Genomic DNA, 24074 nt, shown 5'->3' with positions numbered 1-24074 from the left:
GCCTAGCGGGGTTCGTTCTGGGCGGCGCCGGCGCCGATGGGATTGGTGGGGCCGCCGTCGATCGGCACGCTGCTGGACGGACGGTTCACCGTCGCGGGCTCGGGCAGGGACGGGGCGTTGCGGTCGCGCACGGCGCGCTCGGTCTCGCGGCGCGGGGCCTCCAGGTCGGCCATGCGGCCGCAGGCGGAGGTCGCCAGCGCTAGGACGCCGACGACAAGCAGGGATTTCTTGATGATCACAGGCGCTTCCTCCAGTCGGCGACGCGCGCGCGGACCTGTTCCGGCGCGGTTCCCCCAAAGCTCTGACGGCTGGCGCAGGAAGCCTCGGGCGAGAGCACCTTGTAAACCGCCTGCGTGACGCCGGCGTCGAGTTTCTGCAGTTCTTCCAGGGGCAGTTGCGCCAGGTCCACGCCCAGGGCTTCGGCCCGCTTCACCGCGGCTCCGGTGACGTGGTGCGCCTTGCGGAACGGCAGGTTCAGTTCTCGCACCAGCCAGTCGGCCAGGTCGGTGGCGGTGGAGAAGCCCGCGCCGGCGGCCTCGGCCATCCGTTCGGTGTTGGGTCGCAGGGCCGCGATCATGGCCGTCATGGCGTTCAGCGCCAGGTCCAGGGCGTCGAAGGCCTCGAACACCGGCGGCTTGTCCTCCTGCATGTCCTTCGAATAGGCCAGCGGCAGGCCCTTCATCACCGTGGACAGGGCGATAAGCGACCCCATGATCCGGCCCGTCTTGGCCCGCACCAGTTCGGCGGCGTCGGGATTGCGCTTCTGCGGCATGATGGACGAGCCGGTGGTCAGGTCGTCGGGCAGGGTTGCAAAGCCGAACATCGGCGTCATCCAGACCACGATCTCTTCCGCCAGGCGCGACAGGTGGCCGGCGCAGATCGAGGCGGCGGCCAGGCTTTCCAGCGCGAAGTCCCGGTCCGACACGGCGTCCAGGCTGTTGGCCATCGGCCGGTCGAAGCCCAGTTCGGCCGCCGTCATGTGGCGATCGATCGGGAAGGGCGAGCCGGCCAGGGCCGCGGCGCCCAGCGGGCTTTCGTTCATGCGGGCGCGGGCGTCGGCGAACCGGCCGGCGTCGCGGCCGAACATCTCGACATAGGCCATCAGGTGGTGGCCCAGCGTCACCGGCTGGGCGGTCTGCAGATGGGTGAAGCCCGGCATCAGGTCGCCGGCGTGCTGTTCGGCGCGGTCCAGCAGGGCCGATTGCAGCGCCTTCAACTGGGCGAGCGTGCGATCGCAGGCGTCGCGCACCCACAGGCGGAAGTCGACGGCGACCTGGTCGTTCCTGCTGCGGGCCGTATGCAGACGGCCCGAGGGCTCGCCGATCAGCTCGTTCAGGCGCGCCTCCACATTCATGTGGATGTCCTCGAACTGATCGCGGAAGGGGAAGGTCCCGCCCGTGATCTCGGCCTCGACGGCGTCCAGGCCGCCCAGGATGGCGTCGGCGTCGGCCTGCTGGATCACGCCCTGTTTGGCCAGCATGCGGCAATGGGCGCGCGATCCGGCCAGGTCCTGGGCCCACAGGCGCCGGTCCACCCCGATGGAGACGTTGATCGCCTGCATGATCTCGGCCGGGCGCGACGAAAAGCGTCCGCCCCACATGTCTTGACCCGCCGGCTTCAGGGGCGCAGTCGAACCGCCGTCAACGGTGGCGTCGGAAGAGGTCTGGTCGGTCATGAGCGGCTCAAGAAAGGCGATCTGGGCGGTGGTCGGCGGCCTGGTCCTGATCGGAACCCTGGCCGGCGCGGGGGGCGTGGCGATGTCGCTATACGCCAATCACCGCAGGGCCGCGCAAGAGCAACCGGCCGTTCCGAGCGCATCCGAGGCGAAAAGCGACCTGGCGCGCTTCGCCGTCGGCCCCCTGGCGGCGCTGGAGACGCCGGCGGATGCGCCCCCGGCTCCCGACTATGCGTTTCGCGACGCGCACGGCACGGCCGTGCGTTTCGCCGCCTTCCGCGGCAAGGTGACGGTGGTCAATCTATGGGCCATGTGGTGCGCGCCCTGCCGCCAGGAGATGCCGACGCTGGCGGCCCTGGCGCGGCGCTATTCGGACCGTGAGGACATGATCGTGGTTCCGGTCAACGTCGACGCCACGCCGGAGGGCGTCGCCCAGGCCAGGGCCTTCCTGGACGACCACAGGCCGCTGCCCTTCTACGCGGACGCGCGGTTTCAGCTGCCGTTCGAGTTTCCCGGCAAGGGCAAGATGCCGCAGACGATCCTGCTGGACCGCCAGGGACGCATCCGCGCCGCCCTGTCGGGCGAGGCGAATTGGGACGGGCCGGAGGCGCGCGCCCTGATCGACGCGCTGCTGGCCGAAGGGACGGCGCCGTCGGCGACCTGACGTCAGTGCGAGGGGACGCGCTGGTCCGTGGCCGGGTCGATGGCGCCGGGGCGGCCCTCGGCGGCGGCCTCGGACTGGTTCTCCTCGAGTTCGCCCGCGACCTTGCCCGCGCCGGTCTCCACGGCCTGGGCAGCCTTCATGGCGCCCGCCTCGATCACTTCGCCGGCCTGGGCCGCGGCGTCCTGGGCCTTGTCGCCCGCGGCCTCGGCGTGGACCTCGGCGCGATCCTGCTCGGCCTCGGTGCAGGCGGCTGCGCCCAGGGTCAGGACGGCGGCGGCGAAAAGGGTGTTGATGCGCAGGCCCATGGCTGATCTCCGGTCAAGGTTAGGCTTGGCCGTTGAACGCGGAAGTGGAGGGGGAGTTGCGCCGGCCCCGATAGGGGGGCGGTGGTGGCTGGGGGCGGGATCGAACCGCCGACCTGTGGGTTATGAATCCACCGCTCTAACCACCTGAGCTACCCAGCCGTCGCCCTTCGCACGGACGGGCGGTGCGAAGGGAGGCGTGCCTATATCGCCGCCGGGCCCCCGGTTCAAGTCATCCGATGCGAAAGGCTGCGGCGATCGGGCGCACGGCCAGCGGGTCGTCGGAACGCTAACGCTCGAGGCGTCGTTTCGCGACCGTTCGCGTCGCCCTTCCGGAGATCTCCGTCCATGCGCCTGATCGTTTCCGCCGCTTCCGCTTCCCTGTTGGTCCTGGCCGCCGCTTGCGGAGCCAACGGCGAGGCGAGGCAGGACGCGCCGGCCGGGGCGCCGCTCGAGACCCGGCCCGCCAACGGCGTCGGGCAGGAGCCCGCCTTCGCCGGCCAGACGCGCGCGCCGGGGGTCCGCACCGAACAGGCGCTGGCGCACACGGTCGTCGCGTCCGGGCTGGAGCACCCCTGGGGGTTGGCCCTGCTGCCCGACGGAAACTGGCTGGTGACCGAAAAGCCGGGCCGGATGCGGATCGTCACGGCCCAGGGGCGGGTCGGGCAGCCGATCCAGGGGCTGCCGCCGGTCGATGCGCGGGGCCAGGGCGGCCTTCTGGACGTGATCGTGGGGCCAAGCTTCGGTCAGGACCGGATGATCTACTGGAGCTACGCCGAGCCTCGCGAGGGCGGCAACGCCACCTCGGTCGCGCGGGGCCGCCTGTCGCAGGACGGCGGCCGCGTGGAGGACGTCCAGGTCATCTTCCGCGCCCTGCCGACCTATGACGGCGACAAGCATTTCGGGTCTTCCCTGGCCTTTGCGCCCGACGGCAAGCTGTTCGTGACCCTGGGCGAACGGTCCGACAGGCCGATGCGGCCCCAGGCCCAGGACCTGGGCTCGCACATGGGCAAGACCATCCGCATCAACGCCGACGGCTCGGTCCCCCAGGACAATCCCTTCGTCGGTCGGGGCGGCGCGCGGCCCGAAATCTGGAGCCTGGGCCACCGCAACGTCCAGGGCATCGCCGTCCAGCCGGGCACAGGGGCGGTCTGGACCATCGAGCACGGCACGCGCGGCGGCGACGAGGTCAACCTGGATCGCGCGGGCATGAACTACGGCTGGCCCGACGCCGCCTATGGGGTCGAATACGCCGGCGGGGCGATCAACGGCGGCGCCACCCGAAAGGACGGCTCCGAACAGCCGGTCTATTACTGGGATCCCGTCATCGCGCCGGGCGGCGCGGTCTTCTACCAGGGGGCGATGTTCCCGGGATGGGACGGGAACCTGCTGGTCGCCGCGCTGAAGGAAAAGCATATCGCCCGGCTGGTCATCGAGAACGACCGTGTCGTCGGCGAGGAACGGCTGCTGACCGACCTGGGCGAGCGGGTGCGCGACTTGGCGATCGGGCCGGACGGGGCGGTATGGGCGATCACCGACGAGGACGACGGCAAGCTGGTCAGGTTGGCCGTCGCGCGCTAGTCTCCGCTGCAAGGGGCTGTTTGAAGGAGTACGCCAATGCGCGTGATGATTTCGCTTGCCGTTCTGGCCCTGCCTCTGGTCGCCGGCTGCGCCACCACCGACGGTCCCAACCGCTATCAGGCCGACCTGGATCGGCTTGACGCCCAGTGCACGGAACGCGGCGGCATTCTTCAGCCCACGGGATCGCAGAGCGGCGAGCCGGCGCGCGATTACGCCTGCCGCATCACCGGCGGGGCCAGCCGCCTGAACTGACGGCCGGCCGGGCGCGCGGGCCTGGCCTCGCGCGCCCCTGCCTTATTCGCTGGGCGCGTGACGTCTTCCCGAAGGTCGCGCCTCAAGCCCGCGCGTCGGCCAGCGTTTCAAACGCCAAGCAAGATAAAGCCGGTCTTCTCGATGCGGCGCCGTATCGGCGCCACCGGAGGCGGGCCCTCGCGTTCAGCCCAAGGAGCCGTTGCCCCCTGGCGTCCGCTCACGCGGCTTATTACTTGACGTTGACGTAAACGTAGGGTTCTTGGCCTCAACGCCTTGACCCACCTTTCCAGGGTCCGAAAGAGGAGAGGCCTGATGGCTGACGCCTATATCTACGACGCCGTTCGCACCCCGCGCGGCAAGGGCAAGAAGGACGGCTCGCTGCACGAGATCACCGGTCTCAGCCTGGCGACCCAGGTGTTGCAGGCCCTGCGCGACCGCAATGACCTGGACACGTCCAAGGTCGACGACGTCATCCTGGGCTGCGTGACGCCGGTGGGCGAACTGGGCGCCGACATCGCCCGCACGGCGGTGCTGTCGGCCGGCTGGTCGCAGGACACGGCGGGCGTCCAGATCAACCGCTTCTGCGCCTCGGGCCTGGAAGCGGTGAACATGGCCACGGCCAAGGTGAAGTCCGGCGAGGCCGACTTCGCCGTCGGCGGCGGCGTCGAGGTCATGAGCCGCGTGCCGATGGGTTCGGACATGGGCGCCTGGCCGACCGACCCGTCCTCGGCCTTCCCGACCTATTTCGTGCCGCAGGGCGTGTCGGCGGACATGATCGCCACCAAATACGGCTTCAGCCGCGACGACGTGGACGCCTATTCGGTCGAGAGCCACAAGCGCGCGGCCAAGGCCTGGGCCGAGGGCCGGTTCAAGAACTCGGTCCTGGCGGTCAAGGACCAGCTGGGCTTGACCATCCTGGACCATGACGAGACCATTCGTCCGAACACGGACATGCAGACCCTGGGCGGTCTGAACCCCTCGTTCGCCATGATGGGCGAATTGGCCTTCGACAGCGTGATCAACCAACGCTACCCCGAGGTCGAGCGCGTCAACCACGTCCACACGCCCGGCAATTCGTCCGGCATCGTCGACGGTTCGGCCGGCGTTCTGATCGGCACGCTGGAGGCCGGCCAGGCCCTGGGCCTGAAGCCGCGCGCCAAGATTCGCGGCGGCGCCTCGATCGGGTCCGAGCCGTCGATCATGCTGACGGGGCCGGAGTACGTCTCGCGCAAGCTGCTGAACAAGCTGGGCATGACCACGGCCGACATCGACCTGTGGGAGCTGAACGAGGCCTTCGCCGCCGTGGTGCTGCGCTACATGCAGGCCATGGACATCCCGCATGACAAGATGAACGTGAACGGCGGCGCCATCGCCATGGGCCACCCGCTGGGCGCCACGGGCGCCATGATCCTGGGCACGGTGCTGGACGAGCTGGAGCGCTCGGACAAGTCGACCGCCCTGATCACCCTGTGCATCGGCGGCGGCATGGGCACCGCCACCGTCATCGAACGCGTCTGATCCGGGAGCGAATGAACATGGAAAACTTCAAGATCGACGTCGACGCCGACGGGATCGCCCTGGTCGTCTTCGACGTGCCGGGCCGGTCGATGAACACCCTGACCTCCTCGGTGATGAAGGAAATCCCCGAGCTGGTCGAACGCATCAAGACCGACGAGGCCATCAAGGGCGCGGTCATCACCTCGGGCAAGGCGTCGGGCTTCTGCGCCGGCGCCGACCTGGGCGACATGGCCGGCGGCGTGCTGTCGGGCGGCGGCGACCTGCAGAAGGCGTTCGACGCCGGCTGGGCGCTGAACGGCGCCTTCCGCGCGCTGGAAACCTCGGGCAAGCCGATCGCGGCCGCGATCAACGGCCTGGCCCTGGGCGGCGGGCTGGAGTTCACCCTGGCGACCCACTACCGGGTGGTCGAGAACGACAACAAGATCCAGCTGGGCCTGCCCGAGATCAAGGTCGGCCTGTTCCCCGGCGGCGGCGGCACCCAGCGCCTGACGCGCCTGATCGGCGTCCAGGCCGCCATGATGGCCATGAGCGAGGGCAAGTCCTTCCGCCCCAACGACGCCAAGGGCGCCGGCATTGTTCATGAGGTGGTCGAGAAGGGCCAATCGGTCGAGGCGGCCAAGGCCTGGATCAAGGGCGGCGGCAAGGCCGTCCAGCCGTGGGACGACAAGTCGTTCAAGCTTCCCGGCGGCGGCCCCTATCACCCGGCCGGCATCCAGAACTTCATGGTCGGCAACGCCATGCTGCGCAAGCAGTCCTACGGCAACTATCCGGCCGTGGTGAACCTGATGAAGGCCGTCTATGAGGGAACCCAGGTTCCGATGGACGCGGCCCTGCGCATCGAGACCCGGTACTTCATCAAGACCCTGATGACGCCGCAGGCCCAGGCCATGATCCGCAGCCTGTTCTTGTCCAAGCAGGAGCTGGACAAGGGCGCGGTGCGTCCCGCGGGCGTGCCCAAGTCCGATCCGAAGAAGGTCACCGTCCTGGGCGCCGGCATGATGGGCGCGGGCGTGGCCTATGTTCAGGTCATGGCCGGCATCGAGACGGTGCTGATCGACCGCGACCAGGACGCCGCCGACAAGGGCAAGGCCCACGTCGAGGAACTTCTGAAGAAGCGGCTGTCGCGCGGCCAGATGACCCAGGAGAAGTATGATGCGACCCTGGCCCTGGTCACGGCGACGACCGACTACGACCTGATCAAGGGCTCGGACCTGGTGATCGAGGCGGTGTTCGAGAACCGCGAGATCAAGGCTGACGTGACCAAGCGCGCCGAGGCCCAACTGGCTGAAGGCGCGGTGTTCGGCTCCAACACCTCGACCCTGCCGATCACCGGCCTGGCCGAGGCCAGCGTGCGGCCCGAGGACTTCATCGGCATCCACTTCTTCTCGCCCGTCGACAAGATGATGCTGGTCGAGATCATCCTGGGCGAGAAGACCGGCGAGGCGGCGATCGCCAAGGCGCTGGACTACGTCCTGAAGATCAAGAAGACGCCGATCGTCGTCAACGACAGCCGCGGCTTCTACACCTCGCGCTGCTTCTCCACCTTCCTGATGGAAGGCATGGCGATGCTGGAGGAAGGCTGGGCGCCGGCCCTGATCGACAACGTCGGCCGCATGACCGGCATGCCGCGCGGCCCGCTGGAGATGCACGACGACGTCGCCCTGGACCTGTCCTACAAGATCGCCAAACAGACCCGCGAGGACTTGGGCGACAAATACGTGCCGACCGAGGGCGAGGACATCGTCGCCAGGATGGTCGAGGGCGGACGCTTCGGCCGCAAGAACGGCAAGGGCTTCTACGACTACGACAGCAAGCCCAAGACGATCTGGAAGGGCCTGGCCGAGCTGGCGCCCGTGACCAAGGCCATCGAAGGGCCGGAAGAGCCCGGCGCCTTCGCCCAGATCGACGAACTGAAGACGCGGCTTCTGTATCGCCAGGCCGTCGAGGTCGCCCGCTGCTGGGAAGAAGGCGTCATCGACGACCCGCGCGAGGCGGACCTGGGCGCCATCCTGGGCTGGGGCTTCGCGCCCTGGACCGGCGGTCCGATCAGCTTCATCGACGGCATCGGCCTGGCCAAGTTCGTCGAGACGGCGGACCGGCTGGCCCAGACCTACGGCGACCGGTTCAAGGTCCCGCAGCTGCTGCGCGACATGGCGGCCAAGAACGAGACCTTCTACGGCAAGTTCGCGCCGGAGAAGAAGGCGGCGTGATCGGCGGCTGAGCCAGAAAAACGAAGGGGCCGGGAGTGATCCCGGCCCCTCTTGCTTTCCATCATCCTCGGGTCAAGCCCGAGGGTGACGGGATGAGGCGGCAGTTCACGCGAACGTCAGATGATATCCAGCGGCGTCTCGTGCGTGGGCGGCGGGAAGGCGTGGTCCAGACGTTCCAGATCCTCGGCGTCGAACTGGACGTCCAGCGCGTCCGCGTTCGCCTCGACGTGTTCGACCGACGACGCCTTGGGAATGGCGATGACGCCGTCGTGACGCAGGACGGCGGCCAGGGCCACCTGGGCCGGCGAGGCGTCGTGGCGGTTGGCGATGTCGACGATCAGCGGGTGCTCCAGCAGGCCGCCGCGTCCCAGGGGCGAATAGGCCATCATCGGCATGTCGCGCGCCTGCATCCAGGGCAGCAGGTCGAACTCCACCCCGCGCGAACCCAGGTTGTAGAGCAACTGGTTGGCGGCGCAGAGGTCGCCGTCGTCCAGCGCCTCCAGCCGGCGCATGGTCGCGAGGTCCAGGTTCGACACGCCCCAGCGGGCGATCATCCCCTCGTCGACCAGTTCCTGGAAGGCGGCGACCGTCTCTTCCAGGGGCACGCGCCCTTCCCAGTGCAGCAAATAGAGGTCGAGGCGGTCCGTTCCCAGACGCTCCAGCGATCGCTCGCAGGACAGCATCATCTTCATTTCGGAGGCGTTTTCGGGTCGGACCTTGGAGACCAGGAAGACCTCGTCGCGGCGTCCGGCGATCACCTCGCCCACCAGCCGCTCGGAGCGGCCGTCGCCGTACAGTTCGGCGGTGTCGATCAGGGTCAGGCCCAGGTCCAGGCCGCGGGCCAGGGCCTGTTGCTCGGCGTCGCGGCGGGCGGGATCGTCGCCGATCTCCCAGGTCCCTTGGCCGAGGGCGGGGACGGTCGTACCGTCCGCGAAGGTGACGAGGCGGGTCATGCGCGTTCTAATGCCTGCCGCAGGGGGAAAGATGCAGTCGCGCCATATCAAGACCGACGGGCTGATCCAACAGGTGCTGGAGGCGGGCGACGGGCCGCTGGTGTTGCTGATCCACGGCTTTCCCGAACTGGGCGTCAGCTGGCGCGCCCAGGTCGAGGCGCTGGCGGCGGCGGGCTATCGGGCCGTGGCGCCCGACATGCGCGGCTATGGCGGGACCGAAAAGCCGGAGGGCGTCGCGGCCTATTCGATACTGAGCCTCGTCGGGGACATGGTCGATCTGGTGCGGGCGCTGGGCGCCGACGCCTGCGTCGTGGCGGGGCATGACTGGGGCGCGCCGGTGGCCTGGCATTGCGCGCTGCTGAGGCCGGACGTCTTCACCGCCGTGGCGGGCCTGTCGGTGCCGTTCCAGCCGCGCCGCCCTGGCGGGCCGCCCACCCCCGTCATGGCCGCCATGACCAGGAAGGCGGGGCAGGGCGAACTCTACATCAACCGCTTCCAGGCGCCGGATGCGCACAAGGCCCTGGAGGCCGATCCGGCGACGACGCTGAGGAAGCTGTTCTTCGCCTACGACGGGGCGACCCCGGCGGAGCGGCGCTCGACCGGCTTCATGCCGCAAGGCGTCAGCCTGCTGGACAGCATCGACGACGGGGCCAGCCTGCCGCCGTGGATGGGTGCGGATCATTTCCGGGACTACGTCGACGCCTTCTCGGCCGGCGGTTTCGACGGGCCGCTGAACTGGTATCGGGCGCTGGACCTGAACTGGACCCTGACCGCCTTCCTGCAGGACCAGAGGATCGCTGCGCCCGCCCTGTTCATGGTCGGCGAGAACGATCCCGTGCGTCGCTACGCCGGGCGGCAGGAGGCGACGCTGAAGGACTGGGTTCCGAACCTGACCCGGATGGAGGTGCTGCCCGGCGCCGGTCACTGGATCCAGCAGGAACGGGCGGCCGAGGTGAACGCCCTGCTGCTGGATTTCCTGTCGGGGCTCTAGGCGGCGTCGGCCGCGTCCAGGGCCGCGCGGGCGTCGGCGACGATCTCGAGGCTGCGGATGCGGGCGGCGTTGTCGTGCATCATGCCCGTGACCATCAGCTCGTCCACGCCGGTCAGAGCGATGAAGTCGGCCAGCTTGCGACGCACCGTGTCGGGACCGCCGACGGCGGAATAGAGCAGCCGGCTTTGCGCGCCCGCGATCTGCTGGGGCGTCAGGACGGAGGCGATGTCGTCGACGGGCGGCGGCAGCTTGCCCGGCTTGCCGGTGGTCAGGCGCGCAAAGCTCTGCTGCATGGAGGTGGACAGGCGCACGCCCTCTTCATCGGTGTCGGCGGCGAAGACGTTGATGGCGGCCATGGCGTAGGGCTTGTCCAGCCGGTCCGAAGGTTCGAACGATCGCCGGTAGAGGGCCAGGGCCTCCAGCAGCAGTTCGGGGGCGAAATGGCTGGCGAAGGCGTAGGGCAGACCCAGCTGTCCGGCCAGTTGGGCGCTGAACAGGCTGGAGCCCAGCAGCCAGATCGGCACGCGCAGGCCGGCGCCGGGGACGGCGCGGACGGCTTGCCCGGGCGTTTCCGGCTCGAACCAGTGGATCAGTTCGGCCACGTCGCGGGGAAACTGGTCCGCGGCGTCGAAATAGCGGCGCAGGGCGCGGGCGGTCGCCCCGTCCGTGCCGGGCGCGCGGCCCAGGCCCAGGTCGATGCGGCCGGGAAACAGCGTCTCCAGCGTTCCGAACTGTTCGGCCACGACCAGGGGCGCGTGGTTGGGCAGCATGACGCCGCCCGAGCCGACGCGGATGCGTGCGGTCCCGGCCGCCACATGACCGATCACGATCGCGGTGGCCGCGCTGGCGATGCCGGGCATGTTGTGGTGTTCGGCCAGCCAGAACCGCTCATAGCCCAGGCGGTCGGCCGCCTGGGCCAGGGACAGGGTCTCGTCGAGGGCGCGCCGGGCGTCGCCGCCTTCGACGATGGGGGACAGGTCGAGGACTGAGAACGGGATCATGACGTCTAGATCGGGACGCGGGGCGACGGATCAAGGGGAACCGCAACCGAAGCTGCGGCTTTGACTCTGCCGTAGCGAAGGAGCGCGCCATGACCGACCAGCCCCCCAAGCCCTTCCCGCCAAGGACCGCTGACGGCGGCGACGCCCGAGAGGCGGCCGACATGGGCGAGAAGCCGGACCTTGGCCATCGCGCCGATGCCTTGATCGAGGCGCTGGACGGCACGGACTCAGGCTCCGACACCCGCGCCGGGTCGCTGCGGGGCGGGTCGGCCAGCGGGTCGGACGACGATCCGGATTCCGCTCGCATCAATCACGCGCTAGCCGAGGAAGGGGAGGCCCTGGGCGAGGCGGACAGCGATGCGGACATTGACGCCGACGGGGGCGGGCGCGAAGAGACGTGATCCCTTCGCCTTGCCGCCGCCATACGGAGGCGCCACGGTGGCGCTTCGATCCTGCGCCTGAGATGTGCCCTCGATGATGCGACGACTGGCGGCCTCGGCCGCTTTCCTGGTTCTCGGCCTGGCCGGGTGCGACCGAACCGAGCAGCCGGCCGAGACCGTCTCGGAGACGTCCGCGCTGGAGGTCGAGGCGTCGCAACCTGCGCCGGCCCAGACCCCGGCCGACGCCCCGACTTCGATGGCGGCCCTGGGCGAGGCCGAGCCGGCGGCGCCGGGCGCGCCCCCCTTCGCCGCCCTGTATCCGGGCGCCACGGCCGACACGCCGGCCGTGATCGCCGCCGGGGACGCTGGGCAGGGCGGACTGGTGACGTTCGAGACCACCGCCACGCCGGACGAGGTCATCGCCTACTATCGCGACCGCGCCGCCCAAGCCGGTCTGAGGCCGGTCATGGGCATGAACCAGGGGGACGCGCGGGCCTATGGCGCCGCCGACGGGGAACCCGACGGCGCCAAGCTGTCGGTCGTCGCCGCCCCGGCCGAGGGCAGCACCTCGGTGCAGCTGAGCTGGAGCGAGGGCCGGTGAGGGGGGCGGCCGGGGCCAGCGCCCTGGCGGCGCTGCTGCTGGCGGCCTGCGCGCCCGGCGCTTCGCATCCGCCCGTCTTTCTGGACAGCGACACGGGCTATCTGGCGCCGGCCGACCTGGCGCGGCTGGCCCAGGCGGTCCCGCCGCCGCCCGCGCCCGGGTCGGCGACCGACCGGGCCGACAAGGCGGCCTCGGCGCGCTATGCGGCGCTGGAGGACAGCGACCGCTGGCTGCTGGCGACGGCCCACGCCGAACTGCGTCCGCCGCTGGCGCTGCAGCATTTCGATTGCGCCCTGGGGGTGCGGCTGGGGTCGGCCGAAACCCCCGCCCTGGACCGGGTCATGGCGCGCGCCTTTCATGACGCCAACGCCGTGGCGGAGTTGGCGAAGGCGCGAGCGACGCGGCCGCGGCCGGTCGGCGACGATCCCGAGCGCCGGGCCTGCCAGAGGCTGGACGCGGCGGCCCGCGACAGCGCCTCCTATCCGTCCGGAAGCGCTGCGGTCGGCACGGCCTATGCCGAGACCTTCGCGGCGCTGGAGCCCGGGCGGGCCGAGGCGGCGCGGCGCATCGGCCGCGAGATCGGGATCAGCCGGCTGATCTGCGCCATGCACTATCCCAGCGACGTGGCGGCTGGAGAGGCTCTCGGGCGCGCGGTCGCGGCCGAGATCACGGCCGCGCCGGCCTTCGCCGAGGACGCGCCGGCGGCTCGCGCCGAACTGGCCGCCGCGCGCGCCTCGGGCCGAACCAGCCCCGGCTGCGCGGCCGAGCGTGCGGCGCTGGCGACGCCGCTGCCCTGACCATGCTGGCGCTGCTGGCCGCGCTGGCGATCCAGGCCGGGCCCCCGGCGGCGCGGCCCTGCTCGACGGCCGAGATGGACGCGCTGACGCAGCGGTCGGCAGAGCCGTATCGCCTGCTGTGCCGGGCCGCGCTGGCGGGGCGCGACGTGCGCCGGCCGGTGCTGATCGAGGGCGCGGAGGCCTCGGGCGCGGCGCTGGACTGCGGCGGCGGCCGGATCGAGGGTCCGGACGAGGCGACGACGCGGGTTCCCACGATCGCCGTCTGGTCGCGGCGCGACGGCGCGGGCTGGAGCCGCCCGTCCGGCGTGACGGTGCGCGACTGCCGGGTGGCGGGCAACATCCGCATCTGGGGCATGGGCGCGGGCGGGTCGATGCGCGACCTTCTGGCCTCGTCGCGCACGCCCGGTCACACGCGCGCCGCCCAGGCCGCCGCGCCGACCCAGGTGCGGATCGAGCGGGTGCGGTTCGAGGCGACGGGGACCATTCCCCTCTATGTCGGGCCGGGCGTGACGCGCACGACGGTGACGGGCTCGACCTTCGCGGGCCGGTCGACCTCGACGGCCATCTATCTGGACGCCGAGAGCGCGAGGGCGGAGATACGGGGCAACGTCTTCGACATCCGCACCGGACGCGAGCAGATCGCGGTGGACGGGTCCGGGGCCAACCGCATCGTCGACAACCGCTTCGCCCTGCACGGCCAGGGCGGGATATTCCTCTATCGCAACTGCGGCGAGGACGGGGTGATCCGACACCAGACGCCGTCCCACAATCAGATTACGGACAATGTCTTTTCCGGCGCGGCGTGGCTGAGGCCGCGCACGGTCGTGATGGGCGCGCGCGAGGGGCGGCGGCGCTATTGCGGCGACGACGCCGGCTGGCCGTTCGGGTCCAGCGCCGACGACGGCGACGGCGCGCGCGGCAACCGGGTGTCGGGCAACCGGACGACCCGCTAGCCGGCGGCCCGCACCGCGGCCGAGACGTCGGAGACGACCTGCCGCACCAGGGCCTCGTCGTCGCCCTCGGCCATGACGCGGATCAGCTTTTCGGTGCCGGAGGGGCGGACCAGAAGGCGGCCCTGGCCGTCCAGGGCGGCCTCGGCCTGGCGGATGGCGGCCTTGACGGCCTCGCTCTCCAGCGGCTTTTCGGCGCCGTAGCGGACGTTCTCCAGCCGCTGCGGCACCGGGTCGAACTGGCGGGCCAGTTCGCTCATCGGCTTGCCGGAGTCGACCAGAACGGCCAGGACCTGAAGCGCCGCCATCAGGCCGTCGCCGGTGGTGGCGTGGTCGTGCAGGATAATGTGGCCGGATTGCTCGCCGCCGATGTTGAAGCCGCCTTCGCGCATCCGTTCCATGACGTAGCGGTCGCCGACCTTGGTGCGCTCAAGCGTCAGGCCCTCGGCCGTCAGGCGGCGCTCAAGACCCAGGTTGGACATGACGGTGGCGACCACGCCCCCGCCGGTCAGGATGCCGCGCCGGGCCCAGTCCAGGCCGACCAGGGCCATGATCTGGTCGCCGTCCACGACCTGGCCCTTCTCGTCGCAGATGATCAATCGGTCGGCGTCGCCGTCCAGGGCGATGCCGATGTCGGCCCGGTAGCGCTTCACCGCCTCGGCCAGGGTCGCCGGATGGGTCGAGCCGCATTCGGCGTTGATGTTCAGCCCGTCGGGCGACACGCCGACGGCGCAGACCTCGGCGCCCAGCTCGAACAGGGTGGTGGGGGCGACCTTGTAGCCGGCGCCGTTGGCGCAATCGACCGCGATGCGCAGGCCCTTCAGGCTGAGGCGGCGGGGAAAGGCCTGTTTGGCGATCTCGATATAGCGCGCCTGGGCGTCGTCGATGCGCTTGACCCGGCCCAGCCGGTCCGACGGCGCCAGCCCCTTGTCCAGGCCGTCGTCCATCATGGCCTCGATCTTCAGCTCGATCTCGTCGGACAGCTTGTAGCCGTCCGGGCCGAACAGCTTGATCCCGTTGTCGGCGTAGTCGTTGTGCGAGGCCGAGATCATGACGCCCAGGTCCGCGCGCATCGAGCGGGTCAGCATGGCCACGCCCGGCGTCGGCACGGGGCCGAAGGTGCGCACGTCCATGCCCACCGAGGCGAAGCCGGCGACCAGGGCCGGCTCGATCGTATAGCCCGACAGGCGGGTGTCCTTGCCGATCACCACCAGGTGGCGGCGGTCGTCGCCGGTGTTGAACAGCTTGCCCGCGGCCAGGCCGACGCGCAGCGCCACCTCGGCGGTCATCGGATGGACGTTGGCGCGGCCGCGAATGCCGTCGGTGCCGAAGTATTTTCTCTCGCCCACGCGGTGGTCCTCAGTCTCGGGTAACGTTCCGAAACCCCAATTTTGATGCGGCCCGCCTTAAGATTGCATAGACGGCCGTTGGGGCATCGCTAGCGTGGCTTAGTCCCTGTTCGCCGCCAGTGCAAAGCGGCGCTTCCTGTTTCCCCAAGGCGGAGTTCGCGGCATGTGCGGCATCATCGGCGTCACCGGCAACGGGCCGGTCGTTCCCCGGCTGATCGACAGCCTGAAGCGGCTGGAATACCGGGGCTATGATTCCGCCGGCGTCGCGGCGGTGGTGAACGGCCACGTCGAGCGCCGTCGCGCCCAGGGCAAGATCCGCAATCTGGAAGCCGTGCTGGCCGCCGATCCGCTGAACGCCACGGTCGGCATCGGCCACACCCGCTGGGCCACCCATGGCGCCCCGACGACGGCCAACGCCCACCCGCACAAGGCCGGGCGCGTCACCCTGGTCCACAACGGCATCATCGAGAACTTCGCCGAGCTGAAGGCCGAACTGGCGGCCGAGGGCCATGTGTTCGAGAGCCAGACCGACACCGAGGTCATCGCCCATCTGCTGGACGCCGAGCTGAAGACCGGCCGCGCGCCGCTGGAGGCGTTCAAGGCGGTGCTGGACCGGCTGACCGGGGCCTATGCGCTGGCGGTGCTGATCGACGGCGAGGACGACCTGATCCTGGGCGCGCGGCGCGGCAGCCCGCTGGTCGTCGGATGGGGCGAGGACGAGATGTATCTGGGCTCCGACGCGCTGGCGGTCGGGCCGTTCACCCAGAAGATCAGCTATCTGGAAGAGGGCGACTATGTCGCCGTGACCAAGGCGGGCGCGCGGATGTTCGACGCCTCGGGCGCCGCCGTCGAGCGCCCCGTCGTGCAGGTGTCGGCGTCCTCGGCCATGGTCGAGAAGGGCGAGTACCGCCACTTCATGGAAAAGGAGATCCATGAACAGCCCGACAGCGTCCAGCACACCCTGTCGGAATACCTCGACCTGGTGACCGGCGCGGCCAAGACCAACGCCGTCGATTTCGCCGCCGTCGAGCGCATCCAGATCGTGGCCTGCGGCACCGCCTTCTACGCCGGCCAGATCGGCCGCTACGCCTTCGAGAAGCTGGCCGGCCTGCCCTGCGACGTCGAGATCGCGTCGGAGTTCCGCTACCGCTCGCCGGCGGTGTCGAAATCGACCCTGGCGGTCGCCGTCAGCCAGTCGGGCGAGACCGCCGACACCCTGGCCAGCCTGACCTGGTGCAAGGCGCAAGGGTTGAAGACGGCGGCCGTGGTCAACGTCCATTCCTCCTCGATGGCGCGCGAGGCCGAGGTGCTGTGGCCGACCCACGCCGGGCCCGAGATCGGCGTGGCCTCGACCAAGGCCTTCACCGCCCAGGTGGCCGCCTTGCTGGCCCTGGCGGTGGCGGCGGGCGTGGCGCGCGGGCGGATCGACGCCGCGACCGAGGCCGAACTGGTCAAGGCCCTGTTCGAAAGCCCGCGCCTGATCGCCGAAGCCCTGCGGATGGACGGCTCCATCCGGGCCGTGACGCAGGACCTGGCCAAGGCCGACGACGTGCTGTTCCTGGGCCGAGGCGCCATGTTCCCCCTGGCCATGGAGGGCGCGCTGAAGCTGAAGGAGATCAGCTATATCCACGCCGAGGGCTACGCCGCGGGCGAGCTGAAGCACGGCCCGATCGCCCTGATCGACGAGGCGACCCCGACCATCGCCCTGGCCCCGCTGGACGAGGTGTTCGAAAAGACCGCGTCGAACCTGCAGGAGGTGGCCGCACGCGGCGGGCCGGTCATCATGATCGCTCCGGAAAAGGCGCCCGATCCCCACGGCGCCGGCATCCGCCGGGTCCATGCGCCGGACTGCCATCCGCTGATCGCGCCGCTGGTCTATGCGGTCCCGGTGCAGCTTTTGGCCTATTACACCGCCGTGCAGAAGGGGACCGACGTCGACCAGCCCCGCAACCTGGCCAAGTCCGTCACGGTCGAGTGAGGCCGGAGGCGCTCGCCAGGGTCGCGACATCGGCGACCTCGATCCCGCCGCGATGCAGACGCACGGCGCCGGCCGCCCGAAGCGCGGCGGCGGCGGTCGACACCCCGGCGCGCCGCACGTGCAGCAGGTCGGCCAGGTCGCTCTGACGCAGCGCCACCTTTTTCTGGCCGCCGCTTTGATGGACGTCGTGCAGCAGGGCGGCCAGCCGCTGGACCAGGGTCAGCCGGGCGTGACGCAGCACCTCCTGGCGCAGGGCGACGGCCTTGGCCTCCAGATCCGCCATCCGAAGCTGGGCCAGCAGGCCGGGTTCGATCGACAGGACGTCGCGCATCGACACGCGGGCCGCGCGACCCGGCGTCAGCCAAACGGCTCCGTCGGCCGGGCCTTCCAGCCCGACCGCCTGCCCCGGTCCCGCCAGACCCATGGACACCGCCGACCCCGCCCGTTGTCGCGCCAGGACGCCCTCGAGCACCAGAAGGACGGCGGGCGGCCCGTCCGGAGCCGCGGCCGGTCGACCCGGAGAGCCGTTCAGGTCCTGGGCGGCCACGCCCCGCACGGCGAGGTGCGACAACAGCGTGGAGGCGATGTCGGGAATATTCATGATCCCGCTCGACGCCGATCCGGGCGCGGGCGCGATAACATGGGTTAAGCCGTCAGACGGGTTCGTTGCTGAGGCGCAGGTAGGTGGCGTCGAATTCGGCGATTTCGGCCAGCCGGTGCCAGTCCAGGATCTCCACGCGCCGGCCCGACCAGTTGACCACGCCCTCGCCGCGCAATTCGGTGATCAGGCGGCTGACGTGGACGGTCGACAGGCCCAGGGCGTCGCCCAGAACGGTCTGGGTCAGCGGCAGGTCGAACGTCATGTCGCCCGCCTGCCCCGCCGCGCGCAGGCGCAGATAGAGCTCGCACACCAGGTGCGCCAGGTGGCTCAGGCCGCTGCGCCTACCCATCGCGACCAGCCACTGGCGATGGATGGCGGCGTCGATGATGGTGTCCAGCCACAGCAGTCGCGCCAGGTGCGGATGGCGCTCGGTCAGTTCGATCAGCCGGGCGTGGGGGGCGCTGGCGATCACGCAGTCGGTCAGGGCCAGCACGCCGTGGTCCATCTGCTTCATCAGCAGGCTGTGAAGGTCGATGAAGTCGCCCGAGATGTTGATCTCGGTGATCTGGCGACCCCCGTCCTTGAGCGTCGAATAGCGCGCCGAGAAGCCGGAGATCAGCAGGGTGCTCTGCAAGGGGTGGCTGTGTTCGCGCACGATGTCGGCGCCGGCGGGGATGGTGCGGCTGGGGCCGAGCACGGTCTCCAGGGCGACGACCTCCTCGGGGGACAAGGCGTCGCGCAGGGACAGTTTCTCGACCAGATTGGCCACCTTGGCTTCCGCCACGGGCGCGTTCATCGACCCGCCTCCGACGCGGGCGCGCCTTGCTGCGGCTCCTCGGAGGCCGCGGCGGTGACGCGGACCACCGTGCGGCCGCCGTCGTCGGTGACGATCACGCTGAACGAGCCGGTGTCCCAGAAGCTGGCGCCGCGATAGCGCAGGATTTCACCCAGGACCGTGACCGCCTCCTCGCGCGCGGCCTCGACGCCGGCCAGTTCTTCACCCTGATCGTCGCGAATGCGATCGCCGTTTTCGGTGTGGAAATAGTAGCGGGGCAAGCCGTCCTCCAGCAGCGGGCGAGGAAGGAAGCGAGCGACGCCGATTTTGGTTCAGATCAGGCCGCGGCGGCGCGCTTCCTGATGCGCGCGATGCGGCGCAGGCGGCGCCAGAAGCGGCCGCGTTCCGGTTCGGGATAGGGCTGGAGGTTCTCGACGAACTGCTCGGCCGAGGCGCGCCAGCTGAACTTCTCGGCGTAGGCGCGCACGTCCTTTCGATCCAGCTCCAGGCACGCCAGGCAGGCGGTCTTCAGGTCCTTGTCGATGGCCCCGGCGTTCGATCCGGGGATGATGTCGATCGGGCCGTGGGCCGGATAGGCGGCGACCGGCGTGCCGGCGGCCATCGCCTCCAGGATCACCAGGCCGAAGGTGTCGGTCCAGCTGGGGAAGACGAAGACGTCGGCGTCGCGGAAGCAGCGGGCCAGATCCTCGCCGAACTTCGCGCCCAGGAACTTGGCCTCGGGGTATTTTTCCTGAAGCTCGGCGCGGGCGGGGCCGTCGCCGACGATGATCTTGGTGCCGGGCAGGTCCAGCTCCAGGAAGGCCTCGATGTTCTTCTCCACGGCGACGCGGCCGACGTTGAGGAAGAAGGGCCGGGGCCAGTCCTTGCCGCCCATCTCTTCGAAGATGCGCGGCAGGTCGGGGTTGAACAGTTCGGTGTCCACGCCGCGCGACCAGGGCGAGACGTTCTTGAAGCCGTGCTCCACCAGTTCGTCGCGCAGCGTCGGGGTGGCCACCATCAGACGGCCCGACGGCTTGTGGAACCACTTCATATAGGCGTAGCCGACCTGGACGGGGATCGGGAACCGGGCCGAGACGTATTCCGGAAATTTCGTGTGGTAGCTGGTGGTGAAGGGCAGCTTCCATTCCACGCAGATGCGCCGCGTGGCGATGCCGATGGGGCCTTCGGTGGCGATATGCACGGCCTCGGGCTCGAAGGCGCGCAGCATTTCGCGAATCTCTTCCTCGGCGCCCAGGGCCAGCCGAATCTCCGGATAGGTGGGGCAGGGAATGGTCTTGAACAGGCTGGGCTCGATGACCTCGACCTCGTGGCCCATGCCGCGGCATTCCGCGACCGTGCGCGTCAGGGTGCGGACGACGCCGTTGACCTGAGGTTCCCAGGCGTCGGTGGCCAGAACGATGCGCATGGAGGCAGGGCGACCCTGAGCCGTGAACGAAGGGCGGAACTTCTAGACCGTTCGGATGACGAAGGCGAGACGGATGCTAGAGCGGCAGCACCGTCGTCGACTTCACCTCTTCGAGAACGGCGTAGGTCCGGGTTTCGCGCACCCCCGGCATCTTCACCAGAACGTCGCCCAGGAAGGCGCGATAGGCGTCCATGTCGCCGACGCGGGCCTTGATCAGATAGTCGAAGCCGCCGGCGACCATGTGGCACTCCAGCACCTCGGGCTGTTTTCGCACGGCCTCGGCGAAGGCTTCGAACACATCGCCGGTGGTGCGGTCCAGAAGCACCTCGACGAAGATCAGCAGGTCGCGGCCGACGCGCGACGGGTCGATCATGGCCGCATAGCCGGTGATGATCTTCTTCTCGCGCAGACGCCGGACCCGCTCGAAACAGGCGGCGGGCGACAGGTTGCAGCGGCGGGCCAGCTCGGCGTTGGAAATGCGCGCGTCGGTCTGCAGCACGCGCAACAGGCGACGGTCGACGGCGTCAATATCGGACATCGGAAAACAGGCCACTTCGCCGAAGGTTCTTCGGTCAGCGACCCTATCATACGAAGCACATTCCACGAACTCAGGAATATACGGCGGAAATCCACAGGACATGACGCCCCGATGACGCCGCCCGCCTTTTCGCCTTCGAGCCTGGCCGCATGGGACGCGCTGGATCGCGACAAATTCCGCGACGAACGCGAGGCGGTGGCCGAAAACCTGCTGCTGGCGCCCCTGGACCCGGCCGAGCGCGAGGCGGTGACGGCCGAGGCCGTCGCCCTGGTCGAGGGCGCGCGCCGCAGCCAGAAGAAGCAGGGGGTGGTCGAGAGCTTCCTGCAGCAGTTCGGCCTGGGCACGCGCGAGGGTCTGGCCCTGATGTGCCTGGCCGAAGCGCTGCTGCGCGTGCCTGACGAGGAGACGCGCGACCGCCTGATCGCCGAAAAGATCGGATCGGCCGACTGGGCCGCCCACCTGGGCCGATCCGACAGCCTGTTCGTCAACGCCTCGACCTGGGGCCTCATGCTGACGGGCAAGCTGGTGGATGTCGACGACCAGGCCCGCAGCGACCTGCCGGGGTTCCTGAAGCGCGTCGCCGGCCGGCTGGGCGAGCCGGTGATCCGCCAGGCCGTGGCCACCGCCGTCAAGATCATGGGCGAGCAGTTCGTGGTCGGCCGGACCATCGAGGCGGCGCTGAAGCGCTCGAACCGCGAAGGCTGGCTGTGCAGCTTCGACATGCTGGGCGAGGGCGCGCGGACGACGGCCGACGCCGACCGCTACGAAGCCATCTACGCCCACGCCATCGAGGCGGTGGGGCGGACGGCGACGGGGCGCGGGCCCGAACATGGCCACGGCGTGTCGGTCAAGCTGTCGGCCCTGTCGCCGCGCTACGAGCCGGCGCTTGAGGCGGCGGTGTGGGCCACCCTGTATCCGCGCGTGAAGCGGCTGGCCCTGATCGCGGCGCGCCACGACATCAACTTCACCCTGGACGCCGAGGAGGCCGACCGGCTGGCCCTGTCGCTGAAGATGCTCGACCGGTTGGCGCACGAGCCCGACCTGGGCGGCTGGACGGGCCTGGGCCTGGCGGTGCAGGCCTATCAGAAGCGCGGCCTGGAGACGATCCAGCGGGTCGCCGACCTGGCGCGGCGGTCCGGTCGTCGCCTGATGGTGCGGCTGGTCAAGGGCGCCTATTGGGACACCGAGATCAAGCGCGCCCAGGTGGCGGGCCGCACCGACTATCCGGTCTTCACGACCAAGGCGGCGACCGACCTGAACTATCTGGTCTGCGCCCGGGCCATGATCGAGGCGTCGCCTGCGATCTATTCCCAGTTCGCCAGCCATAACGCCCATACCCTGGCGGCGGTGCGCCACATGGCCCGCGATCGCGGCGTGACCATCGAGCACCAGCGGCTGCACGGCATGGGCGAGGCCCTGTACGACGCCGCCATCGAGGAATGGTCCGACGAGACGGTGATCGTGCGCGCCTATGCCCCGGTCGGCGGCCATGAGGAACTGCTGCCCTATCTGGTGCGCCGCCTGCTGGAAAACGGCGCCAACTCCTCCTTCGTCCACGCCCTGCTGGACGAGCGCGTGCCCGCCTCGGCCGTGGCGGCCGATCCTATCTCCCTGGTCGAGGCGCAGCCCGACCGTCACCCCAAGATTCCGGTTCCGAAAGACATGTACGGCGATCGTCAGAACTCCCTCGGCCGCGACTATTCCCAGGCCGCCGTCCGCGAGGCGCACGCGCGCGCCCTGGAGGGCGTCGATCGCGAGAAACTGACCGCCGGGCCGATCGTGGGCGGCAAGCTGCGCGCCGGGGTCGACGCGCAGACGGTGACCAATCCGTTCGACCGGTCCCAGGTGCTGGGCCATGTGTCGGAGGCGACCGAGGCCGATGTCGACGCCGCCGTCGAGGCCGCGGCCAAGGCCCAGATCCACTGGGATCGCCAGGGCGGCGCCAAGCGCGCCGTCGTCCTGCGGGCCATGGCGGACGCCCTGGAAGCCGAGATGGACCGGCTGGTCGCCCTGCTGAGCCGCGAGGCCGGCAAGACGCTGAACGACGGCGTGGCCGAGGTGCGCGAGGCCGCCGATTTCTGCCGCTACTACGCCCTGCTGGCCGAGCGGGACTTCGCCGCGCCCGAGACGCTGAAGGGGCCGACCGGCGAGACCAACCAACTGGTCCTGCACGGCCGCGGCGTCTTCGCCTGCATCAGCCCGTGGAACTTCCCCCTGGCCATCTTCACCGGCCAGATCGCCGCCGCGCTGGCCGCCGGCAATGCGGTGCTGGCCAAGCCGGCCGAGCAGACGCCGCTGATCGCCGCCGAGGCCGTGCGGCTTTATCACAAGGCCGGGCTGGACGCGGACCTGCTGGCCCTGGTTCCTGGCCGCGGCGAGACGGTCGGGGCCCAGCTGGTCAGCCACGCCGGGATCGACGGCGTCGCCTTCACCGGCGGCACCGACACGGCCGGCGCCATCAACCGCGCCATCGCCGCGCGGCCGGGGGCCATCATCCCCTTCATCGCCGAGACCGGCGGGCTGAACGGCATGTTCATCGACACCACGGCGCTGAAGGAACAGGTCATCGACGACGTGATCGCCTCGGCCTTCGGCTCGGCCGGCCAGCGCTGTTCGGCCCTGCGCGTTCTTTATGTGCCCAAGGATTCGGCGGACGCCCTGATCGAGGGGCTGAAGGGCGCTTTGGCGGTGCAGACGGTGGGCGATCCGTCCGACCCCGCCACCGACATCGGCCCGGTGATCGACGCCGAATCCCGTCAGGCGCTGGAGGCCCATGTCGAGCGCCTGACCAGGGAGGCCAAGGTGCTGGCCCGCGCCGACCTGCCGGCGGGCGCCGACAAGGGTGATCTGTTCGCCCCGACCATCGCCGAAATCCCCACGCCCGACTTCCTGGAAAAGGAGGTGTTCGGTCCGATCCTGCACGTCTATCGCTACGATCCGTCGGAGCTGAAGTCGGTGGCCGGGCGGCTGGCGGCGCGCGGCTATGGCCTGACGCTGGGCGTGCACAGCCGGATCGACGCCTTCGCCGAGGAGGTGATCGCCCTGGTCCCGGCCGGCAATGTCTATGTGAACCGCTCGATCACCGGCGCGGTGGTGGGCGTCCAGCCCTTCGGTGGCGAGGGCCTGTCGGGCACCGGGCCCAAGGCCGGCGGACCCAACAGCCTGATCCGCTATGCCTCCGAAAAGGCGATCAGCGTCAACATCGCGGCCCAGGGCGGCGACCCGGCGCTGCTGAACCTGTAGGACACGCGCTGGACTGGCGGGTCATCCCCCGCCGGTGCGGCCCACCGCCCGGCCCGTGCCTTCGCATACGGGGCAGGTCTCGCCGGACGGCAGCGCGCCGGCGCCCTCGCATTCGGGGCACAGGGACGCGTCGTGATGCTGGGCCGCCGCGGGGTCGACCGGGTCCTGCGGGCCCAGGCCGCGATCGTCGATCTCGGTCTCGTTCATGTCGGGACAACGGCCGTAGGCGCGCCGGGTTGCGGGGCGGAGGCGACACGCCTTGACGGGGAGGGGGCATCCGTCGTCCATG

At 70.2% G+C, this 24074-nt stretch carries 24 protein-coding genes and 1 tRNA gene; 12 read left to right on the top strand and 13 right to left on the bottom strand.

The window, feature by feature from the left end; translation table 11 throughout:
- Positions 1 to 2 precede the first annotated feature (2 nt).
- Positions 3 to 239, bottom strand: a complete 237-nt coding sequence (locus tag M8231_RS12775) for a hypothetical protein (protein ID WP_250201619.1) — start codon at positions 237 to 239, stop codon at positions 3 to 5.
- Positions 236 to 1675 (bottom strand): argininosuccinate lyase, encoded by a 1440-nt coding sequence (gene argH / locus M8231_RS12770; protein ID WP_431307105.1) that lies wholly within the window; start codon positions 1673 to 1675, stop codon positions 236 to 238. Before argH ends, M8231_RS12775 begins: the two co-directional genes overlap by 4 nt.
- Here argH and M8231_RS12765 point away from each other — a divergent pair.
- Positions 1674 to 2339, top strand: a complete 666-nt coding sequence (locus M8231_RS12765) for a TlpA family protein disulfide reductase (protein ID WP_250201618.1) — start codon at positions 1674 to 1676, stop codon at positions 2337 to 2339. The two genes, argH and M8231_RS12765, sit on opposite strands and share 2 nt — an antisense overlap.
- Before the next feature lie 2 nt (positions 2340 to 2341).
- Here the strand turns inward: M8231_RS12765 and M8231_RS12760 are convergent, their stop codons facing one another.
- Both M8231_RS12760 and M8231_RS12755 read right to left on the bottom strand, forming a co-directional pair.
- The gene (locus M8231_RS12760) at positions 2342 to 2644 is read right to left on the bottom strand and encodes a hypothetical protein (RefSeq protein WP_250201617.1); all 303 of its coding nucleotides are present in this window, start codon (positions 2642 to 2644) and stop codon (positions 2342 to 2344) included.
- Positions 2645 to 2726: 82 nt separating this feature from the next.
- Positions 2727 to 2803 (bottom strand) — tRNA-Met (locus tag M8231_RS12755).
- A gap of 186 nt (positions 2804 to 2989) precedes the next feature.
- On the opposite strand from M8231_RS12755, the gene M8231_RS12750 reads away from it, so the two are divergent.
- The 4 genes from M8231_RS12750 (at position 2990) to M8231_RS12735 (ending at position 8202) form a co-directional block, all read left to right on the top strand.
- The gene (locus M8231_RS12750; RefSeq protein WP_250201616.1) at positions 2990 to 4222 is read left to right on the top strand and encodes a PQQ-dependent sugar dehydrogenase; all 1233 of its coding nucleotides are present in this window, start codon (positions 2990 to 2992) and stop codon (positions 4220 to 4222) included.
- Between the two features lie 36 nt (positions 4223 to 4258).
- Positions 4259 to 4474: a hypothetical protein gene (locus M8231_RS12745; RefSeq protein ID WP_249749624.1), complete on the top strand. Its 216-nt coding sequence runs from the start codon at positions 4259 to 4261 to the stop codon at positions 4472 to 4474.
- A gap of 312 nt (positions 4475 to 4786) precedes the next feature.
- Positions 4787 to 5992 carry an acetyl-CoA C-acetyltransferase gene (locus M8231_RS12740; RefSeq protein ID WP_250201615.1) on the top strand — a complete coding sequence of 402 codons (1206 nt, stop codon included), beginning with the start codon at positions 4787 to 4789 and terminating at the stop codon, positions 5990 to 5992.
- Positions 5993 to 6009: 17 nt separating this feature from the next.
- Positions 6010 to 8202: a 3-hydroxyacyl-CoA dehydrogenase NAD-binding domain-containing protein gene (locus tag M8231_RS12735; RefSeq protein ID WP_250202613.1), complete on the top strand. Its 2193-nt coding sequence runs from the start codon at positions 6010 to 6012 to the stop codon at positions 8200 to 8202.
- A 116-nt stretch (positions 8203 to 8318) separates the two neighbouring features.
- On the opposite strand, the gene M8231_RS12730 is transcribed toward M8231_RS12735, so the two are convergent.
- A complete protein-coding gene (locus tag M8231_RS12730) occupies positions 8319 to 9155 on the bottom strand; it encodes an aldo/keto reductase (protein WP_250201614.1) in 837 nt (278 codons plus the stop codon).
- 31 nt (positions 9156 to 9186) lie between these two features.
- Between M8231_RS12730 and M8231_RS12725 the strand changes: the two genes are divergently transcribed.
- Positions 9187 to 10146, top strand: coding sequence for an alpha/beta fold hydrolase (locus M8231_RS12725; RefSeq protein ID WP_250201613.1), 960 nt, complete (start codon positions 9187 to 9189; stop codon positions 10144 to 10146).
- On the opposite strand, the gene M8231_RS12720 is transcribed toward M8231_RS12725, so the two are convergent.
- The gene (locus M8231_RS12720) at positions 10143 to 11147 is read right to left on the bottom strand and encodes an LLM class flavin-dependent oxidoreductase (protein WP_250201612.1); all 1005 of its coding nucleotides are present in this window, start codon (positions 11145 to 11147) and stop codon (positions 10143 to 10145) included. The genes M8231_RS12725 and M8231_RS12720 overlap by 4 nt on opposite strands.
- 89 nt (positions 11148 to 11236) lie before the next feature.
- Here M8231_RS12720 and M8231_RS12715 point away from each other — a divergent pair, with 89 nt between their 5' ends.
- The 4 genes from M8231_RS12715 (at position 11237) to M8231_RS12700 (ending at position 13878) form a co-directional block, all read left to right on the top strand.
- Positions 11237 to 11548 (top strand): ribonuclease, encoded by a 312-nt coding sequence (locus M8231_RS12715; RefSeq protein WP_250201611.1) that lies wholly within the window; start codon positions 11237 to 11239, stop codon positions 11546 to 11548.
- Between the two features lie 73 nt (positions 11549 to 11621).
- Complete coding sequence (locus tag M8231_RS12710; protein ID WP_250201610.1) at positions 11622 to 12128, top strand: hypothetical protein; 507 nt, start codon at positions 11622 to 11624, stop codon at positions 12126 to 12128.
- Positions 12125 to 12925: a phosphatase PAP2 family protein gene (locus M8231_RS12705; protein ID WP_250201609.1), complete on the top strand. Its 801-nt coding sequence runs from the start codon at positions 12125 to 12127 to the stop codon at positions 12923 to 12925. The genes M8231_RS12710 and M8231_RS12705 overlap by 4 nt, the downstream gene beginning before the upstream one ends.
- Positions 12926 to 12927: 2 nt before the next feature.
- Entirely contained in the window at positions 12928 to 13878 is a 951-nt protein-coding gene (locus M8231_RS12700; protein WP_250201608.1) for a right-handed parallel beta-helix repeat-containing protein, read from the top strand.
- On the opposite strand, the gene glmM is transcribed toward M8231_RS12700, so the two are convergent.
- Complete coding sequence (glmM, locus tag M8231_RS12695) at positions 13875 to 15224, bottom strand: phosphoglucosamine mutase (RefSeq protein WP_250201607.1); 1350 nt, start codon at positions 15222 to 15224, stop codon at positions 13875 to 13877. The genes M8231_RS12700 and glmM overlap by 4 nt on opposite strands.
- Before the next feature lie 163 nt (positions 15225 to 15387).
- Between glmM and glmS the strand changes: the two genes are divergently transcribed.
- Positions 15388 to 17202, top strand: a complete 1815-nt coding sequence (gene glmS / locus M8231_RS12690; RefSeq protein WP_250201606.1) for a glutamine--fructose-6-phosphate transaminase (isomerizing) — start codon at positions 15388 to 15390, stop codon at positions 17200 to 17202.
- Here glmS and M8231_RS12685 read toward each other — a convergent pair.
- The 5 genes from M8231_RS12685 to M8231_RS12665 form a co-directional block, all read right to left on the bottom strand.
- The gene (locus tag M8231_RS12685) at positions 17189 to 17803 is read right to left on the bottom strand and encodes a helix-turn-helix domain-containing protein (protein ID WP_250201605.1); all 615 of its coding nucleotides are present in this window, start codon (positions 17801 to 17803) and stop codon (positions 17189 to 17191) included. The two genes, glmS and M8231_RS12685, sit on opposite strands and share 14 nt — an antisense overlap.
- A gap of 52 nt (positions 17804 to 17855) precedes the next feature.
- Positions 17856 to 18599: a Crp/Fnr family transcriptional regulator gene (locus M8231_RS12680; protein ID WP_250201604.1), complete on the bottom strand. Its 744-nt coding sequence runs from the start codon at positions 18597 to 18599 to the stop codon at positions 17856 to 17858.
- Entirely contained in the window at positions 18596 to 18859 is a 264-nt protein-coding gene (locus M8231_RS12675; RefSeq protein WP_249749637.1) for a DUF6894 family protein, read from the bottom strand. Before M8231_RS12675 ends, M8231_RS12680 begins: the two co-directional genes overlap by 4 nt.
- A 56-nt stretch (positions 18860 to 18915) precedes the next feature.
- Positions 18916 to 20004, bottom strand: a complete 1089-nt coding sequence (locus tag M8231_RS12670) for a glycosyltransferase family 4 protein (protein ID WP_250201603.1) — start codon at positions 20002 to 20004, stop codon at positions 18916 to 18918.
- 76 nt (positions 20005 to 20080) lie between these two features.
- Entirely contained in the window at positions 20081 to 20542 is a 462-nt protein-coding gene (locus M8231_RS12665) for an Lrp/AsnC ligand binding domain-containing protein (protein ID WP_249749639.1), read from the bottom strand.
- 111 nt (positions 20543 to 20653) lie between these two features.
- Here M8231_RS12665 and putA point away from each other — a divergent pair, with 111 nt between their 5' ends.
- Positions 20654 to 23785: a bifunctional proline dehydrogenase/L-glutamate gamma-semialdehyde dehydrogenase PutA gene (gene putA, locus M8231_RS12660; RefSeq protein WP_250201602.1), complete on the top strand. Its 3132-nt coding sequence runs from the start codon at positions 20654 to 20656 to the stop codon at positions 23783 to 23785.
- 21 nt (positions 23786 to 23806) lie between these two features.
- Here putA and M8231_RS12655 read toward each other — a convergent pair whose 3' ends face one another.
- Complete coding sequence (locus M8231_RS12655; protein WP_250201601.1) at positions 23807 to 23992, bottom strand: hypothetical protein; 186 nt, start codon at positions 23990 to 23992, stop codon at positions 23807 to 23809.
- Positions 23993 to 24074 lie beyond the last annotated feature (82 nt).

The sequence above is a fragment of the Brevundimonas albigilva genome, assembly GCF_023573565.1.
Classification (GTDB): Bacteria; Pseudomonadota; Alphaproteobacteria; order Caulobacterales; family Caulobacteraceae; genus Brevundimonas; species Brevundimonas albigilva.
The sequence above is the reverse complement of the archived record's forward strand: the minus strand, read 5'-3'. Positions and strand labels throughout refer to the sequence as shown.

Excerpts from the sequence above, each read along its gene's own strand:
- M8231_RS12765 (WP_250201618.1), top strand. The coding sequence starts at position 1,674 with ATGAGCGGCTCAAGAAAGGCGATCTGGGCGGTGGTCGGCGGCCTGGTC.
- argH (WP_431307105.1), bottom strand. The coding sequence starts at position 1,675 with ATGACCGACCAGACCTCTTCCGACGCCACCGTTGACGGCGGTTCGACT.
- M8231_RS12760 (WP_250201617.1), bottom strand. The coding sequence starts at position 2,644 with ATGGGCCTGCGCATCAACACCCTTTTCGCCGCCGCCGTCCTGACCCTG.
- M8231_RS12750 (WP_250201616.1), top strand. The coding sequence starts at position 2,990 with ATGCGCCTGATCGTTTCCGCCGCTTCCGCTTCCCTGTTGGTCCTGGCC.
- M8231_RS12745 (WP_249749624.1), top strand. The coding sequence starts at position 4,259 with ATGCGCGTGATGATTTCGCTTGCCGTTCTGGCCCTGCCTCTGGTCGCC.
- M8231_RS12740 (WP_250201615.1), top strand. The coding sequence starts at position 4,787 with ATGGCTGACGCCTATATCTACGACGCCGTTCGCACCCCGCGCGGCAAG.
- M8231_RS12735 (WP_250202613.1), top strand. The coding sequence starts at position 6,010 with ATGGAAAACTTCAAGATCGACGTCGACGCCGACGGGATCGCCCTGGTC.
- M8231_RS12730 (WP_250201614.1), bottom strand. The coding sequence starts at position 9,155 with ATGACCCGCCTCGTCACCTTCGCGGACGGTACGACCGTCCCCGCCCTC.
- M8231_RS12725 (WP_250201613.1), top strand. The coding sequence starts at position 9,187 with ATGCAGTCGCGCCATATCAAGACCGACGGGCTGATCCAACAGGTGCTG.
- M8231_RS12720 (WP_250201612.1), bottom strand. The coding sequence starts at position 11,147 with ATGATCCCGTTCTCAGTCCTCGACCTGTCCCCCATCGTCGAAGGCGGC.
- M8231_RS12715 (WP_250201611.1), top strand. The coding sequence starts at position 11,237 with ATGACCGACCAGCCCCCCAAGCCCTTCCCGCCAAGGACCGCTGACGGC.
- M8231_RS12710 (WP_250201610.1), top strand. The coding sequence starts at position 11,622 with ATGATGCGACGACTGGCGGCCTCGGCCGCTTTCCTGGTTCTCGGCCTG.
- M8231_RS12700 (WP_250201608.1), top strand. The coding sequence starts at position 12,928 with ATGCTGGCGCTGCTGGCCGCGCTGGCGATCCAGGCCGGGCCCCCGGCG.
- glmS (WP_250201606.1), top strand. The coding sequence starts at position 15,388 with ATGTGCGGCATCATCGGCGTCACCGGCAACGGGCCGGTCGTTCCCCGG.
- M8231_RS12685 (WP_250201605.1), bottom strand. The coding sequence starts at position 17,803 with ATGAATATTCCCGACATCGCCTCCACGCTGTTGTCGCACCTCGCCGTG.
- M8231_RS12680 (WP_250201604.1), bottom strand. The coding sequence starts at position 18,599 with ATGAACGCGCCCGTGGCGGAAGCCAAGGTGGCCAATCTGGTCGAGAAA.
- M8231_RS12670 (WP_250201603.1), bottom strand. The coding sequence starts at position 20,004 with ATGCGCATCGTTCTGGCCACCGACGCCTGGGAACCTCAGGTCAACGGC.
- M8231_RS12665 (WP_249749639.1), bottom strand. The coding sequence starts at position 20,542 with ATGTCCGATATTGACGCCGTCGACCGTCGCCTGTTGCGCGTGCTGCAG.
- putA (WP_250201602.1), top strand. The coding sequence starts at position 20,654 with ATGACGCCGCCCGCCTTTTCGCCTTCGAGCCTGGCCGCATGGGACGCG.
- M8231_RS12655 (WP_250201601.1), bottom strand. The coding sequence starts at position 23,992 with ATGAACGAGACCGAGATCGACGATCGCGGCCTGGGCCCGCAGGACCCG.